Raw genomic sequence first — 15,823 nt, forward strand, 5'->3', positions numbered from 1 at the left:
ATCATTCGGTTAATTAACCCGTTGTTTGTTACCTATAGGTCCTTTCATTAATGGAGATAATGATGAAACGGACCACGTTAACCACGGCTCTTTCAGCCCCTGCGCTACTTCTCGCCATGCATGCGGCACATGCTGCGCCACAGGCTCATGTCGTCTGCGGCTACTCCCATACCCTTGGCGATGATGCCATAATGATGTTTGGCAGGCCCAACGAGGCCATGCTGCATGACTTCTTCGGCAACACGCACACCGATGCCAGCTCGAGCCGGGAAACCCTGCGCACGCTGGAAGAAACAACCTGCGATAACAAAGCGGATAGCTCGGCATACTGGGCACCTTCGCTGCGGCTGCCTGATGGCACTATCGTAAAACCCGCGTATCAAAAAACCTATTATCAGGCCTCGAATGTGGAAACCTGGCCGCTGCAGCCTTTCCCGGCGGGGCTATCACTGCTGGCGGGGGATCACCATGGATCTGCGCCTAACCCGCATATCACGTTCTTATGTGCTAACGGCAAAGGTTACACGACAAAAACAGGCGAAGTGTGCGGGCTACGCAAGGCGGGAGACGCCGTGCAGTTTAATATCGGTATTCAGTTTCCCAACTGCTGGGATGGCGTGAATCTCAAGCCCGCTCACGGCGTTGCCAATGCGACGTACGATACGAAAGGGCAATGCCCGACCGCGTTTCCGGTGAAAATTCCGACCGTGAACATGAACATCGCTTATGTGCTTCCGACAATTTCATCTCTCGATACCAGCAAAGCACAGCTTTCTCTCGACCCCATTATGCACGGCGACGAACGCGAAGAACGCTGGGGAAGTCTCTACACCGCGCATGCTGATTTCATGAATGGCTGGACGGAAGAGGGGGCGCGCTTTATGACCGAGCTGTGTATGAATCGCGGGCTGGACTGTGGCACGACCGTGCCATATGCCTATTCAAAAGCGCAGGCAAACGTCTGGCTAAGCAGCCTTGAGCCGGGACTCTCCCAGCCTCAGCCGCAGGCTTTGCTGGTGCAGGATAACTGGCAGAACGGAGGCCGAACGCAAAACAGTGAAACCCTCTCACTGGTAAAGTTTACAATCCCGCCGCTGCCAGCGGGACAGGATCCTTCTCTGTTTAAATATCGCGTTCGCATTTACGGCGGTAAGGTAGAAACTGACGGCGCCGATCAGATCTTCTTCTATCCGGCCAGCAACGACTGGGATCCTGCAACGGTGAACTGGGCTGACCGCCCGGCCTGCAGCTATCGATCCGATGCGGTGCTGTATCTCAACCACTCGCGCGAGTACAGAATGGTGGATGTCGACAAAGCCGTGCGCAAGGCGCTGGCGGAAGGGAAAACCGAAATATCGTGGTATATCGGCGGCGACCGCCAGGGGAACCATTACCAGTTTGAACCGGCTTCTTCGGCGCAAAGCCTTGTACTGATGCTGACGGGGTTTAAAAAGACACCTGAACTGTAGCTCTCCGTTGAGTGCCAAAAAAAAGCACCGGCTGACCGGTGCTTTTTATCAGATCTTGCAGGCATCACCGCAGTCGTCGTCGGCGACAATCGCCTGGGCTTTTTTGTCCGCGTCATCCAGACGTTCCGCGTTGCGTTCTTCCGCTTCATCCAGTCCGTTAAAAACCAGGTTATCGAGATCAATTTCCATGTTGCACCTGCTATGTTCAGTTATTGATACGGGCACAGTATAGGGCAAAAAAAGCCAGCAATGTACCACGCAGCACATAAGGATAATCCCTGCCATACTCAGTGCTTTATCACTGAGGAGCGCTCATGATTACACTCTGTAAAACCTGCGGTACCTCCTACGATGCACAGCCGGAAAGATGCCCGATTTGCGAGGATGAACGGCAGTATGTCCCGGCCAGCGGCCAGGCGTGGATCGAGTATGCGACGGTAACGGCCACGCACGCGAATAAATGGCAGCAGCTGGAGCCGCAGTTGTACAGCATCAAAACGGTACCGTCTTTTGCGATTAACCAGCGCGCGTTGCTGCTGCGTACCCCACACGGCAATATTTTGTGGGACTGCATCGCCAACCTTGACCCGGCCACCCACGCTATCATCACCGCGCTCGGCGGCCTCCGCGCCATTGCGATTTCCCATCCGCACTATTACACCACCATGCAGGAGTGGGCCGCGGCATTCGATGCGCCGGTCTATCTGCACGCCAGCGATCGCGAATGGGTGATGCGCGCCAGTCCGGCGATTGTTTACTGGGAGGGCGATGCGCTGGAGATCGTGCCATCGGTTACTTTGCTGCGTCTCGGCGGCCATTTCGCAGGCGGCACTGTGCTGCACTGGCAGGAAGGCGAGGGCGTTTTGCTGGCGGGGGATATTCTGCAGGTCACCCCCGGGAAGGATGCGGTGTCGTTTATGTGGAGCTACCCGAATATGCTTCCGTTGCCTGCCCGCAAGGTTGAGGAGGTCACCCGGCGCCTGGTGGGCAAATCTTTCGCCCGTCTTTACGGCGCGTTCGAAGGGCAGAACATTCCGGCGAATGCCGACGCTATCGTACAGCGGTCGGGCCAGAAATATATTGCTTGTCTGAAGTGAAGCGCGATGGGTAAACTTTACGAGTGTGATCGCGATCATACCTAAACTAAAACAGATAAAAGAGAAATTGCTATGCAACATATCATTGAAGGTTTTCTCAGCTTTCAAAAAGAGATTTTCCCGCAACGTAAAGAGCTCTTTCGCAGTTTAGCGTCCAGCCAGAATCCCAAAGCGCTGTTCATCTCATGCTCCGACAGCCGTCTGGTCCCGGAACTGGTTACTCAGCAAGAGCCGGGACAACTCTTTGTCATTCGTAATGCTGGTAATATTGTGCCGCCGTTCGGGCCTGAGCCTGGCGGTGTCTCCGCCACTATCGAATACGCGGTTGTGGCGCTGGGCGTGACGGATATCGTCATCTGCGGCCACTCTAACTGTGGCGCGATGAAGGCGATTGCCGATAACGCGAACCTGGAGCCGATGCCTGCTGTTTCACATTGGCTGCGCTATTCCGATGCGGCCAAAGCCGTGGTTGAGAAGAAAACCTGGGATAAGCCGCTCGATAAAGTGAATGCGATGGTGCAGGAGAACGTGTTTGCGCAACTGAGCAACATTAAGACTCACCCGTCCGTCGCGGTGGGGCTGCGTAACAACTCCCTTCGCCTGCACGGCTGGGTCTATGACATTGAAAGCGGCGAAATTCGTGCCCTGGATAAAGCGACGAAAACCTTTGTCTCGCTGTCTGAAAACCCGGACGTCTTCTTCGAGTAATATCGCGTTGCAGGGCATGGAAGCCCTGTCAGTTCTCTACGTACGGTAATCGACGCCGTAAACCTGTGGCCGGTTTTTCAGCCGCCCTGGCCATCGCCTCTGCAATCTCTGCACACTCCGCCAGCCCCTGAACAAAGGGATGATCGTGCATCAGCCACGGTATCGCGCCAAACGCGATGCGCCCGCGAACCGTTTCAGGCGCATTTAGCGTGTAATCTTCACCGACATCGGGTATCTCGTCGCCGGTCGTTTCCAGCGCTCTGCGCAGTGAGGGGAAAGGCAGATCTTTGGTTTTGAGCGGCTTTTGCCCGCGTGCATCGATGAAAACGTCAAAGCGGTAAACGGTCTCTTTTGTGGACACCACCGTGCGGTCGCTGCCAACATCCAGCGTATAGTCGTCGCCCAGGGCCGCCACGCTGATGATGCCAGCCTCGCGAAGCGCAAGCAGTCTGCGGATAGACTGCGGAGGGATCGCCGCATAGTTGTCGATAAACACGCGGGCCAGCCCGTTTTTGAAGCGCTCTCTGTCCTGATCGCTAAGATGGGGAACAATCTCCTGAACGACCTCATGCAGCCGAAGGACGGTATAGCGCCAGGCGACGGTGCGCCGTTCGCGTTTGTTCCGTTCAACTTCATTGAGGTTCTCTTCCGCCCAGCTAAACGGACCGTGCTGTTGACGATCCTCAAACCAGGCGTCACGCAGGCTGTCGGCGTTGTGGCGTTGCAGAGAAATTTTCTCGCACCATGCCGGGTCGGCACGTTGAAGCTCTTTCACCATCAGGGCAAAAATGCGGTCAAGCAGGCCATCCGATCCTTTGGCTATCTCGCCTTCAACCACGGATGCGGTTAAAACGGACAGCGGTTCGTAAGGGATAGGGCAGTAAAAATCGGCTTCCGGCAGAATGCCTGTCCGCGACATCAGCGTAATGTTTAACGCTTCACTGCCTTTGTCCAGGATGAATTTACCGTCACGGAACTCACCGTGCTGCATCACCACCGCCATCGCCGCATCCAGACCGCTTAACGATGTTCCCATAATGCCAACGCGGCAAGGGGGAATGCGGGCGTCCATCAGACCGGACCACGGGCTTGGGAAGAATGTGCGCGTGGCTTCGTCCTCGTCTGGCCAGACGTGACCGGTGGCGATAACCGCAAGGTCAAAGCGTTCAGGAAAGATGTTGCCATTGACGGAAAGCGTGACGCCGGTTGAGGAGGGAATGACGTCGGTAACGGCGGCGGATTCATGGATGTTAACCTCGAACCCCTGCTTTTTAGCTTCTTTGACGATGGTTCGAAAGCTGTCGCGAAAATATTCACCCAGCAGGATCCGGGGCAGGAACTGCCGATCGTGGAGCGTGGTTTTATCTACCTTAAAACGCGCCAGGTGCGCTTCACTCTGTCCCTTCAGCCAGTCGAGGTAGGTCATAAAAATGGGCGGGATTTCAATGCTCGCAATGTTCGCCAGCATCAGGCGAGAATTATCGTCGTCGTTATAAGGCATGCCCACGCCAGCGTCATCGGCCTGTTCAAAGACGGAAACTGAGAGCGGGGTGCTGTTTTTAAGCAGATGATAAAAGGTGTAAATCCCTGTGGGGCCGGAGCCGATAATGGCGATACTCTTCATCAACGCGCTTCCTGTATTTTTTCCATAAGAAAAGCGTAGCAGGAGAATAATGATGAAAATAAGGGATTAAGAAAAATCAGGGTATCTGAAGAGGATTTGCACCATTTCAGGACTGAAATGGTGCGTCCGAGTGGACTCGAACCACCGACCCCCACCATGTCAAGGTGGTGCTCTAACCAACTGAGCTACGGACGCAGAATGGTGCGTTCAATTGGACTCGAACCAACGACCCCCACCATGTCAAGGTGGTGCTCTAACCAACTGAGCTATGAACGCAACGTGTTGTCGGTGACAACGGGGACGAATATTAGCGGCACAGCATCAAGGTGGCAAGAGGGAAAATGCATTTTTCTCTCTGATTTCACGCGATTGCTTCATTACCGCGCAAAGTGAAGAGAAAGTAGCCGCCAGCAGACGGCTACTGCGTATTTAACGCGCAGCGCGTTGCAAAATCACGGTTGATGGCTGGCGCTGCAGGAAGCGCATGCGCATCATCATCATGATCGCGGCTGACGTCAGACCAATGATAAAGCCCATCCAGAACCCGGCGGGTCCCATGCGGTCAACCACCAGATCGGTCAGGGCCAGGATGTAGCCGCACGGCAGTCCCAGTACCCAGTAGGCGATGAAGGTGATAAAGAAGATGGAGCGCGTATCTTTGTATCCGCGAAGCACGCCGCTGCCAATCACCTGGATAGAGTCTGAAATCTGGTACACCGCGGCGAGCAGCATCAGGTGCGAGGCAAGTGCCACCACTTCCGGGTTGTCGTTATAGAGCAGGGCAATTTGCTCGCGTAATGCAACGGTAAAGAGCGCCGTACAGACCGCCATGCAGACACCGACGCCTAGCCCGGTCCGTGCGGCCGTTTGCGCATCCAGCGTCGAGCCCTGGCCCAGACGGAAGCCGACGCGAATCGTCACCGCCGCCGCCAGCGACATCGGCAGAACGAACATCAGGGAGCTGAAGTTGAGCGCAATCTGGTGCCCGGCCAAGTTAACGATCCCCAGTGGGGAGACCAGCAGGGCGACGACGGCAAAGAGCGTCACTTCAAAAAACAGGGCCAGCGCAATCGGCAAGCCTAACTGCATCAGGCGCGTCATGATGCTCCAGTCCGGCGTACTGAATCTTTTCTCATTACGAATATCGCGCATAGAGCGGGCGTGTTTCACAAAGGTAAGCATACAGAAGAACATCACCCAGTAGACCGCCGCGGTTGCCACGCCGCAGCCGACGCCGCCCAGCTCTGGCATCCCGAAATGACCGTAAATAAAGATATAGTTCACCGGAATATTCACCAGCAGGCCGATAAAGCCCATCACCATCCCGGGCTTGGTTTTCGCCAGGCCTTCGCACTGGTTACGCGCTACCTGGAAGAAGAGATAGCCCGGCGCCCCCCAGAGCAGGGCACGCAGATAGCCCACGGCTTTGTCAGCCAGTGCCGGGTCAATGTTATCCATCGCGCGAATGATATGACCGGCGTTCCAGAGCACGACCATAATCAGCACGGAGACAAATCCGGCCAGCCAGAACCCCTGGCGGACCTGATGGGCAATGCGTTCGCGACGTCCCGAACCATTAAGTTGAGCAATAACCGGCGTCAGCGCGAGCAGCAGACCATGGCCGAACAGGATGGCCGGAAGCCAGATTGATGTACCGATGGCGACGGCCGCCATATCAGTGGCGCTATAGCCACCTGCCATGACGGTATCCACAAATCCCATTGCGGTCTGGGCCACTTGCGCGATGATCACTGGTATCGCCAGTGCCAATAACTGCCGCGCTTCATTCATGTACTTCTGCACGTGAACACCTTTATTTTGTAGTTATAAGAGAGACTAAAAAAGCCGCCGTAACGGGCAGCAAGAAGAAAATGCGGGGGGTGCCAGCTATTGTAGCGGGCTTTAGCTATTTATCTAGTGAAAAAATCGCCAGAAAATGCGCTCCGCTGGCAACCTCTTTTTCCAACTGTTATTGTGGTGGGATTAAACGGTGTAACCACCGTCCGGAGAAAACAGGAGTTGTAAGCATGTTTACTGGTATTGTGCAGGGCACTGCCAAAGTGGTGTCCATTGATGAAAAACCTAATTTTCGTACGCATGTTGTAGAGCTGCCGGAATATATGCTTGATGGCATCGAAACCGGCGCCTCGATTGCCCATAACGGCTGCTGTCTGACCGTCACCGAAATTAATGGCAACAAGATCAGCTTTGATTTAATGAAAGAGACCCTGCGTATTACTAATCTGGGCGAGCTGGCTGTAGGTGATACCGTCAACGTTGAGCGTGCGGCGAAGTTCAGTGATGAGATTGGCGGCCATCTGATGTCGGGGCACATCATGACCACGGCTGAAGTGGCGAAAATCGTGACATCGGAAAATAACCGTCAAATCTGGTTCAAAATGCAGGATCCGTCATTAATGAAATACATCCTCTATAAAGGATTTATTGGCATTGATGGGATTAGCCTGACGGTTGGAGAAGTGACGGCAACGCGTTTTTGCGTGCATTTAATTCCTGAAACGCTGCAACGCACCACGCTGGGTTCGAAAAAACTCGGGCATCGCGTGAATATCGAAATCGATCCGCAAACCCAGGCGGTAGTGGATACGGTTGAGCGCGTGCTGGCGGCAAAAGAAGCGGCAATAATAACGAGCACAGAAGACGAATAAAAAATAACCCCGGGTAACCGGGGTTATTTTTTTTAGCGGGCGACCCGCAAGCCGTGCTCAATCCCTCGGCTGAAAACAACCTGCCAGAGCTGAATATCCCGCGCGCGAAACGCCCCCGCGCAGGCATTCAGATAATAGCTAAACATCCGCTTGAATCGTTCAGAGTAGTTGTCCGCAATCTCCGGCCAGGCTTCCTGAAAACGTGCATGCCATGCCATCAATGTGGTGTCGTAATCCGCGCCAAAGTTATGCCAGTCTTCCATCACGAAATGGGACTCGCTGGCGTTGGCAATCTGGCGCACGGACGGTAAACAGCCATTCGGGAAGATGTATTTGTTGATCCACGGGTCGACGTTGTTGTCGGTGCGCTTAGACCCGATGGTGTGCAGCAGGAAAATGCCGTCTGGTTTCAAATTGCGATCCACGACGTCAAAATAGGTGTCGTAGTTTTTCGGGCCAACATGTTCGAACATACCCACGGAGACAATACGATCAAACTGTTCGTTCAGGTCACGGTAATCCTGCAGCCGGATGTCAACATCAAGACCCTGGCAGCGTTCTCGGGCCAGCTTTTGCTGTTCTGCTGAAATCGTGACGCCGACGACGCTGACGCCGTAGTGCTTCGCCATAAAATACGCCAGCCCACCCCAGCCGCAGCCGATATCCAGCACACGCATTCCGGGCTCAAGCTGCAGTTTCTCGCTAATCAGACGCAGCTTGGCCTGTTGCGCCTCTTCAAGCGTCGATGCCTCTTTCCAGTAGGCGCAGGAATATTGCATGAAGGGGTCCAGCATACGGCTGAACAGGTCGTTGCCAAGGTCGTAGTGCTCTTTGCCGACGATCCAGGCGCGTTTTTTACTTTGCAGGTTAAACAGGCGGGCTGAGGCGACGCGCAGGGTGTCTTTCAGATGGCGAGGGAGTTGATTTTCCAGACCAGCACGCAAAACGCGGGTGAAAAATATATCCAGCCGTTCGCATTCCCACCAGCCATCCATATAACTTTCTCCCAGGCCTAACGATCCCTCTCGTAACACGCGTTTAAAAAAGTCGGGATGTTTAACCTGAGGATCGGATGGCGATGATCCATTAATCGTGATGCCTGCTCGACCTAACAGTTCACTGACGATCCGGGACCAGTTATCGTCCGGAACGCTGACTTCTTCTATACACGATGAACTCATAGCTTCTCCATCACCCTACTGTGATCAGAACCTTCAAACAGCGTAGACGCTTTTTTTGGTTTGTGAGAAATCTCACGGTATATACCGCGAGGCTAGTATCCGACGTAGAACAGAGGAAGGGAGATAACCCTTGCCGAAATGCCTTCCATGGTAAAACGGGAGCACTCCGGCTCCCGTTAACACTTAATATTTATCGTATTTAATCGAACCAAATTTAGTATAGGCCGCAAAATTTGTTGATTCAATAGAAAATTGTTAGCAACCTAATCACCGAAAAGTTACATAATTTTTGCAGTAATTACGCATGTGACGTTTCTGCCTGCGCGCGGTTATCCTGCGCACGCTGCGCGGCTGCCTGCATACGATAGCCCATGCCGGCCAGCGCAACGGTAACCAGCATCACGCTGGTGGTGGTCAGGAGCGGCGTGGCAATCAGCGCCGAGACCACCAGACTGGCCAGGAAGCACAGCCCCAGTTGCAGCGTATTCTGAAGTGCGGCCGCACGGCCTGTCGCCTGCGGGAAGGGACGAAGCGCCTGCGCCACAACGATAGGGTATATCGCGCCGTTCGCGATGGCCATTACGCAGAATGGAATCAAAATTTCAGCCAGACCGACGCCGGGAATAAAGCCGACGGCCCAGGTCCCGATAACGCTCAACGCATACAGCACCAGCAACCACGGCAGCATCTGCTGGCCTTCCCATTTTTGCAGCGCCGCGCGACAGCCGTACCCGCCAACCAGGAACGCGATGGTCTGCGGAACATAGCTCAGACCGATGGCCGCCGGGCTATAGCCCATATCGTGCAGAATAAAGGGTGAACCGGTCAGCCATGCGAAGAAGCTCGCCGAGCAGGCAGCATAAATCAGCACATTACCGCGATACGCTTTGGCGCTCAGCAGGGAGGCAAAGGTAATTGGGCTGGCGTCGGCATGCGCCTCTTTTTTATGCGCGGGCTTAAGGGCAAACGCCGGCAGCATCAGTACCAGCGTGATGGCAAACAGCGTGGCAAAGATGGCCTGCCAGTCGAAATGCGCGAGGATCCAGCTACCCAGCAGCGGGGCGAGGGCAGGGGAAAGCCCCACCAGCGGCATAATGGTCGCGAAAATTCGGTTTGTACGGTTCGCCGGATAGTAGTCGGTGACCAGCGCCTGCCAGGTGACGGCTGCGGCGCAGACGCCGACTGCCTGAATAAACCGCAGTACCAGCAGCCAGGTGGCGTCGCGAACCCATAGCATCCCCAGACAGCCCACGGCAAAAATGGCCAGACCCAGCAACAGTACCGGCTTGCGGCCAAAGCGATCCGAGAGAGGTCCCCAGAGCAGCTGCGCGAAGGCAAAACCGGCGAGGAACAAACTCAGGCTGGCGCTGATCGCGGCGGCAGGGGTTTGCAGATCTTCCTGCATGGCGGCGAAAGCCGGCAGGTACATATCGGTGGCTAAAAAGCCCAGCACGCTTAAGCCGCCGAGCCAGACTAAAAAACCTTTCCTGGGTTGCATTATTTTCTTCTCCTGAGGAGGCAGGTGTACATTGGCGCAGAGTGTAGGGAGTGCAAAGCGGCTTGTGAAACGCTAATATTTGGCGGGTGCATTCAAATTTTTTGCAGGCAGAAAATGTGGTCAGATTATTCTCTTGAAGTGGTCGATGCTGTCGCGCGTAACGGCAGCTTTAGCGGTGCAGCGCAGGAGCTGCACCGCGTCCCGTCGGCAATCAGCTATACGGTGCGTCAGCTAGAAGAGTGGCTGGCCGTTCCGCTGTTTGAACGGCGACATCGTGATGTGGAATTAACGCCTGCCGGGGCGTGGTTTTTGAAAGAAGGGCGTTCTGTTATCAAAAAAATGCAGATCACCCGCGAACAGTGTCAGCAGATCGCTAACGGCTGGCGGGGGCATCTTTCCATCGCGGTCGATAATATCGTGAAGCCGGAACGCACCCGGCAAATGATCGTCGATTTCTATCGTCATTTTTCTGACGTTGAGTTGCGTGTTTCGCAGGAAGTGTTCAACGGCGTGTGGGACGCGCTGTCGGACGGCAGGGTAGAAATGGCGATTGGGGCGACGCAGGCGATTCCGGTTGGGGGACGCTACGCCTTTCGCGATATGGGGATGCTGAGCTGGAAATGCGTAGTGGCACGCGATCATCCCCTGGCGGCCATGGAGGGGCCGTTAAGCGACGATACCCTGCGTAACTGGCCGTCGCTGGTGCTGGAGGACACCTCCCGCTCGCTGCCCAAGCGTATCACCTGGCTGCTGGATAACCAGCGTCGCGTGGTCGCCCCGGACTGGGAATCGTCGGCGACCTGCCTCAGTGCAGGGCTGTGCGTCGCGATGGTGCCCGTTCATTTTGCGCGCCCGCGAATCGACACCGGCGAGTGGGTTGAACTGACGCTGGAGAATCCGTTCCCGGATGCGGCTTGCTGCCTGACCTGGCAACAAAATGATGTTTCACCTGCTATGGCCTGGCTGCTGGATTATCTGGGGGACAGCGAAACGCTTAACCGGGAATGGTTACGGGAGCCAGTGTGACTGGCTCCGTAAAGCGATTAACGACGGTAGTCGCGGAACGGACCATCCGCAACGGAACGGCGTTCGATGAGGCGCGGGTGGACTTCAATGGACTGCGACTCTTCACGTTTGTTGACGATCCTGTCGAGCAGCATGTTGAAGGCCGTTTCACCCAGCGAATCTTTCGGCTGGTGAATGGTGGTCAGCGCAGGGGTAAAGAAGCGCGCGTTGCGCACGTTGTCATAGCCGATCACGGAAATGTCCTGCGGGACGCGCAGACCCAGCTCATCGGCCGCACAGAGCGCGCCCATCGCCATGATGTCGCCCCCGCAGAAAACGGCGGTAGGACGATGTTGCTGGGAGACAATCTGCTGCATCGCGCGGTAGCCTGATTCCGGCTCAAAGTCACCCTGTACGATCCAGTTTTCTGGCACGGTGATCAGTGCTTCTTCCATCGCTTTCATAAAGCCAGCCAGACGACCTGCGCCGGTGTTACGCTCAAGCGGACCCGGGATCACGCCAATCTCACGATGACCGCGTTCGATCAAATAACGGCCCGCCATATAGCCGCCTTCAAAGGCGTTGTCGATAACGGAATCCGTGAAATCCGCACGGGCTTCACCCCAGTCCATCACCACCATCGGGATATGCCGATACTCTTCAAGCATCGACAGTACGGATTCCGGGTACTCGGAACACATCACCAGCAGGCCATCCACGCGCTTCTGCGCCATCATGGAGAGATAGGCTCGCTGTTTTTCAATGCTGTTCCACGCGTTGCCCAGAATCAGAGTATAGCCTTTCTGGAAGCAGTTTTTCTCTACCGCTTCAATGATCTCAGCAAAATAGGCCGCTTCGCTGCTGGTCGCCAGCAGACCAATCGATTTGGTGTGATTCACCTTGAGGCTGCGCGCAACCGCACTTGGCGAGTAGTGCAGCTCTTTGATCGCTGCCCAGACGGCGTTGCGCGTCTCTTCCGCCACAAAGCGGGTTTTGTTAATTACATGTGATACGGTTGTAGTGGAAACGTTTGCGCGTTTTGCTACGTCTTTAATTGTTGCCATTAAATGTCACTCCAGACCATATCCTAAACTCCTGAAATACTTGAAGGTAAACGTTTGCCTTCTCTCACCCTTATCACGCAATTTTAGATTGCGGTACGCCAGGAAAACGACACGGGACGTCAGGAGGGGGTCAATGGCCGGTACGCTAATAAATTTAGCGTGGAATTTTGTCCTATCTTGATGAAAAGGGGAAGAGGTAAAGTGGTTATCAGCTTAAATCCGGGAAGATTTTTGACGTAAACTGTGCAAAAATGAGCAAGCTCACTTTTCGTGGGGGGATTAAAAGGAGAAAAATTGATGAGTTCCGATCTGAAGTTTTCGCTGTTCACCACCATCGTTGTGCTGGCGCTGATTGTGGCGGCTGGCCTGACGGCTGCGCTGCACTGATTTACGCGGAGGGAGAATCTTCTCCCTCCCGGTTTACCGGATTGTTACTTCTCAGGCAAAAATCTTTTGCCATTTTGTTAACTTCTCATTTTTTGTGATTGATGTCATGCTTTCCGCTTCTTTGTTCTGTGTCACGACATGACACGGCATCCGGAGTTGACGCATGAAAATCAATTTTCCCCTGCTGGCCCTGGCGATTGGCGCTTTTGGGATTGGCACCACCGAATTCTCCCCGATGGGGTTACTGCCTGTTATCGCCCGGGGCGTGGATGTCTCGATCCCTGCGGCCGGGATGTTAATCAGCGCTTATGCCATCGGCGTGATGGTGGGGGCGCCGCTGATGACGCTACTGCTTTCACACCGCGCGCGCCGTAATGCGCTGATTTTCCTGATGGCGATTTTCACCCTGGGCAACGTGCTCTCTGCCATTTCACCTGACTACACCACCCTGATGCTGTCGCGCATTTTGACCAGCCTGAACCATGGCGCGTTCTTTGGGCTGGGCTCGGTCGTGGCCGCAAGCGTGGTGCCGAAACATAAGCAGGCAAGCGCCGTGGCGACCATGTTTATGGGGCTGACGATTGCCAACATTGGCGGCGTACCGGCTGCGACCTGGCTGGGTGAAGCGATCGGCTGGCGTATGTCATTCCTGGCAACCGCCGGGCTGGGCGTGGTGGCGATGGTGGCCTTGTTCTTCTCCCTGCCGAAAGGCAGCGCGGGTGAACGTCCGGACGTGCGCAAAGAGCTGTCGGTACTGGTGCGCCCGCAGGTGCTTTCTGCACTGCTGACCACCGTGCTGGGGGCCGGGGCGATGTTTACGCTCTATACCTACATTTCACCGGTGCTGCACGATATCACCCATGCAACCCCAATCTTTATTACCGCGATGCTGGTATTGATTGGCGTAGGGTTCTCAATGGGTAACTACCTTGGCGGGAAATTTGCCGACCGTTCAGTGACCGGAACGTTGAAAGGCTTTTTAACCTTGCTGATTGCCATCATGATCGCGATTCCGTGGCTGGCGCGTAACGAGTTTGGCGCGGCCATCGCGATGGTTGTCTGGGGCGCAGCCACCTTCGCCGTTGTGCCGCCGCTGCAGATGCGCGTGATGCGTGTCGCCCACGAGGCGCCGGGACTCTCTTCTTCGGTGAATATCGGTGCGTTTAACCTGGGGAACGCCCTGGGTGCTGCGGCGGGCGGCGCCGTCATTTCTGGCGGTCTGGGATACAGCTTTGTGCCGGTGATGGGGGCGATTATTGCCGCGCTCGGCCTGCTGCTGGTGATGATGTCCGGCCGGAAACAGCCAGAAGCCGTTTGCACGGCGGAATAATAAAAATAACGCAGAAGGGGGACCCCTTCTGCGTCTCTCTTACGCGGCGAAGTTCTTCGCGACGAAGTCCCAGTTGACCAGTGCCCAGAAGTGCTCCAGGTAGTTCGGGCGCGCGTTACGGTAATCAATGTAGTAAGCGTGCTCCCACACGTCCACGGTCATCAGCGGCGTAGCGCTGGTGGTCAGCGGGGTGCCTGCATTAGAGGTGGACACGATTGCCAGTTTGCCATCCGCTTCTTTTACCAGCCACGTCCAGCCAGAGCCGAAGTTCTTGATGGCGGCATCCGTAAACTTCGCTTTGAAATCGGCGAAGCTGCCAAAGGCGGTGTTAATCGCGGAAGCCAGTTCACCGGCAGGTTCACCACCGGCATTGGGTGCCAGGCAGTGCCAGTAGAAGGTGTGGTTCCACACCTGAGCCGCGTTGTTAAATACGCCACCCTCTGAGCTACGGACGATCTCTTCCAGCGTTTTGCCTTCGAAATCGGTGCCTTTGATCAGATTGTTCAGGTTGGTGACATACGTCTGGTGATGTTTGCCGTAATGGTATTCCAGGGTTTCCGCAGAAATGTGCGGTGCCAGGGCGTCTTTTGCATACGGTAGTGCAGGTAATTCGAACGACATTGCTTCTCTCCTTATTGTATTTAGCGTTGCCAATAACCACACAGACAACAAGGACAGGATAGCAAATTGAAAGGGTATGCAAAAGAGGAACTTACCCTGCCACGGATGCGGCAGGGCAGGGGTTAGCGAATAGTTTTCGGCGTCATCACGCGACGTGCGCCGACGTAGTGACGCACCCAGTAATCTTCACTCAGAGAGGTGATCTGAATATCCTGGCCGCTGCGCGGTGACTGGATAAATTTCCCGTTGCCGACATAGACACCCACATGGTCAGCCGTGCCGCGACCTTGCGTGCGGAAGAAGACCAGATCGCCGTTTTCCAGTTCACCACGGCTCACCGGAGAGGCGTCGCGCAGGTGGTACATCTCATTAGCGGTACGCGGAATGCGGAACTTAACCAGATCTTTATAGGCGTAATAAACCAGGCCGCTACAGTCGAAGCCGGTTCGTGGCGAACTGCCACCCCAGCGATAAGGTTTGCCAATTTGCCCCATCAGTTTATTCATCGCGGTTTTTTGCGCTTTCTGTACACGGACTTTATGTACTTCCGCGATTTTCGTGACTTTGGTGCATTTCGCTTTGTGGCCTTTACGCGTAATGCATTTTTCAGTGACGAGGTTAGCAGCGGTCAGCGAAGTTTTACTTTTGGTGGTGTGGGCAGTGCGGGAAGATTTTGTTTTGGTCTTGCTGGAAGCGGTTTGTGTCGTCTTAGTGGTGGTCTTTTTCTTTTCGTTCTTTGTGGTGGTCTTTTTCTTACGTTCTGTGGCTTTTACCAGATGGCTTTTTTGTACAGCAGAATGCCGCGCCTGCTGAGAGGCGTTTGCCACTGGCGTGAGAGTGAGTGATGTAAACAGTAAAGCACAGAGCGTGATCGAGATTTTTGTTATCCGCGCCACTGGGCAGTCCCCTGATAAATGCAGGTCATCAATAATACCCGCGAGTGATTTACAAAGCCCGTCGATTCTAATCCATAAAAACCCGAGAAGTTAATAGCATTTTTCAATCTAAAAACCTGTTTCGTTAGCAAGTGCAAAAAAATTCATCGTTCTGTCGCACAATTGTTCACTCCCTAAGCAAAACCCTGACTGCCGCAGGGTTAAACACCATTTGCAATGCAACTTTTGTAGAGTCGCGGTAAAATGTATAAACGTGACGAAAATGTTATTTTCC

15 protein-coding genes and 2 tRNA genes are annotated in these 15,823 nt (G+C 54.7%); 7 read left to right on the forward strand and 10 right to left on the reverse strand.

All coding sequences use genetic code 11. The features are described from left to right. Positions 1-62: 62 nt before the first annotated feature. The gene (locus ACOTY9_RS00740) at positions 63-1,469 is read left to right on the forward strand and encodes a DUF1996 domain-containing protein (RefSeq protein ID WP_421637322.1); all 1,407 of its coding nucleotides are present in this window, start codon (positions 63-65) and stop codon (positions 1,467-1,469) included. Positions 1,470-1,517: 48 nt separating this feature from the next. Here the strand turns inward: ACOTY9_RS00740 and ACOTY9_RS00745 are convergent, their stop codons facing one another. After that, the gene (locus ACOTY9_RS00745; protein WP_003857665.1) at positions 1,518-1,658 is read right to left on the reverse strand and encodes a hypothetical protein; all 141 of its coding nucleotides are present in this window, start codon (positions 1,656-1,658) and stop codon (positions 1,518-1,520) included. A gap of 125 nt (positions 1,659-1,783) precedes the next feature. Between ACOTY9_RS00745 and ACOTY9_RS00750 the strand changes: the two genes are divergently transcribed. Then, complete coding sequence (locus ACOTY9_RS00750) at positions 1,784-2,566, forward strand: MBL fold metallo-hydrolase (RefSeq protein WP_023332805.1); 783 nt, start codon at positions 1,784-1,786, stop codon at positions 2,564-2,566. Positions 2,567-2,638: 72 nt separating this feature from the next. After that, complete coding sequence (locus ACOTY9_RS00755; protein WP_014883545.1) at positions 2,639-3,274, forward strand: carbonic anhydrase; 636 nt, start codon at positions 2,639-2,641, stop codon at positions 3,272-3,274. Between the two features lie 28 nt (positions 3,275-3,302). On the opposite strand, the gene ACOTY9_RS00760 is transcribed toward ACOTY9_RS00755, so the two are convergent. The 4 genes from ACOTY9_RS00760 to mdtK form a co-directional block, all read right to left on the reverse strand. Further along, positions 3,303-4,898, reverse strand: a complete 1,596-nt coding sequence (locus tag ACOTY9_RS00760) for an FAD-NAD(P)-binding protein (RefSeq protein WP_023332806.1) — start codon at positions 4,896-4,898, stop codon at positions 3,303-3,305. 118 nt (positions 4,899-5,016) lie between these two features. Then, positions 5,017-5,093 (reverse strand) — tRNA-Val (locus ACOTY9_RS00765). Positions 5,094-5,097: 4 nt separating this feature from the next. Continuing rightward, positions 5,098-5,174: transfer RNA gene (locus ACOTY9_RS00770), tRNA-Val, on the reverse strand. A 153-nt stretch (positions 5,175-5,327) separates the two neighbouring features. Further along, positions 5,328-6,701: an MdtK family multidrug efflux MATE transporter gene (mdtK, locus tag ACOTY9_RS00775; RefSeq protein ID WP_348565566.1), complete on the reverse strand. Its 1,374-nt coding sequence runs from the start codon at positions 6,699-6,701 to the stop codon at positions 5,328-5,330. Between the two features lie 224 nt (positions 6,702-6,925). On the opposite strand from mdtK, the gene ACOTY9_RS00780 reads away from it, so the two are divergent. Next, on the forward strand, positions 6,926-7,567 hold the full coding sequence (locus tag ACOTY9_RS00780) for a riboflavin synthase (protein ID WP_014883548.1): 642 nt from the start codon (positions 6,926-6,928) through the stop codon (positions 7,565-7,567). A 32-nt stretch (positions 7,568-7,599) separates the two neighbouring features. Here the strand turns inward: ACOTY9_RS00780 and cfa are convergent, their stop codons facing one another. Continuing rightward, the gene (gene cfa / locus ACOTY9_RS00785; RefSeq protein ID WP_014883549.1) at positions 7,600-8,748 is read right to left on the reverse strand and encodes a cyclopropane fatty acyl phospholipid synthase; all 1,149 of its coding nucleotides are present in this window, start codon (positions 8,746-8,748) and stop codon (positions 7,600-7,602) included. Positions 8,749-9,046: 298 nt separating this feature from the next. Then, on the reverse strand, positions 9,047-10,246 hold the full coding sequence (punC, locus tag ACOTY9_RS00790) for a purine nucleoside transporter PunC (protein ID WP_045135091.1): 1,200 nt from the start codon (positions 10,244-10,246) through the stop codon (positions 9,047-9,049). Positions 10,247-10,360: 114 nt separating this feature from the next. On the opposite strand from punC, the gene punR reads away from it, so the two are divergent. Then, complete coding sequence (punR, locus tag ACOTY9_RS00795) at positions 10,361-11,272, forward strand: DNA-binding transcriptional activator PunR (protein WP_014883551.1); 912 nt, start codon at positions 10,361-10,363, stop codon at positions 11,270-11,272. A 17-nt stretch (positions 11,273-11,289) separates the two neighbouring features. Here the strand turns inward: punR and purR are convergent, their stop codons facing one another. Continuing rightward, complete coding sequence (gene purR, locus ACOTY9_RS00800; protein WP_014883552.1) at positions 11,290-12,315, reverse strand: HTH-type transcriptional repressor PurR; 1,026 nt, start codon at positions 12,313-12,315, stop codon at positions 11,290-11,292. Between the two features lie 297 nt (positions 12,316-12,612). Here purR and ACOTY9_RS00805 point away from each other — a divergent pair, with 297 nt between their 5' ends. Together ACOTY9_RS00805 and ACOTY9_RS00810 are read left to right on the forward strand one after the other, a co-directional pair. Continuing rightward, positions 12,613-12,702, forward strand: coding sequence for a YnhF family membrane protein (locus tag ACOTY9_RS00805; RefSeq protein ID WP_014883553.1), 90 nt, complete (start codon positions 12,613-12,615; stop codon positions 12,700-12,702). A gap of 163 nt (positions 12,703-12,865) precedes the next feature. After that, positions 12,866-14,032 (forward strand): MFS transporter, encoded by a 1,167-nt coding sequence (locus ACOTY9_RS00810; RefSeq protein WP_014883554.1) that lies wholly within the window; start codon positions 12,866-12,868, stop codon positions 14,030-14,032. Between the two features lie 39 nt (positions 14,033-14,071). On the opposite strand, the gene sodB is transcribed toward ACOTY9_RS00810, so the two are convergent. Further along, a complete protein-coding gene (sodB, locus tag ACOTY9_RS00815) occupies positions 14,072-14,653 on the reverse strand; it encodes a superoxide dismutase [Fe] (RefSeq protein WP_176260610.1) in 582 nt (193 codons plus the stop codon). Between the two features lie 122 nt (positions 14,654-14,775). Beyond that, positions 14,776-15,549 (reverse strand): C40 family peptidase, encoded by a 774-nt coding sequence (locus ACOTY9_RS00820; RefSeq protein WP_014883556.1) that lies wholly within the window; start codon positions 15,547-15,549, stop codon positions 14,776-14,778. Between the last annotated feature and the right edge of the window lie 274 nt (positions 15,550-15,823).

The organism is Enterobacter cloacae complex sp. SHL012, assembly GCF_049237505.1.
GTDB classification, from domain to species: Bacteria; Pseudomonadota; Gammaproteobacteria; order Enterobacterales; family Enterobacteriaceae; genus Enterobacter; species Enterobacter kobei.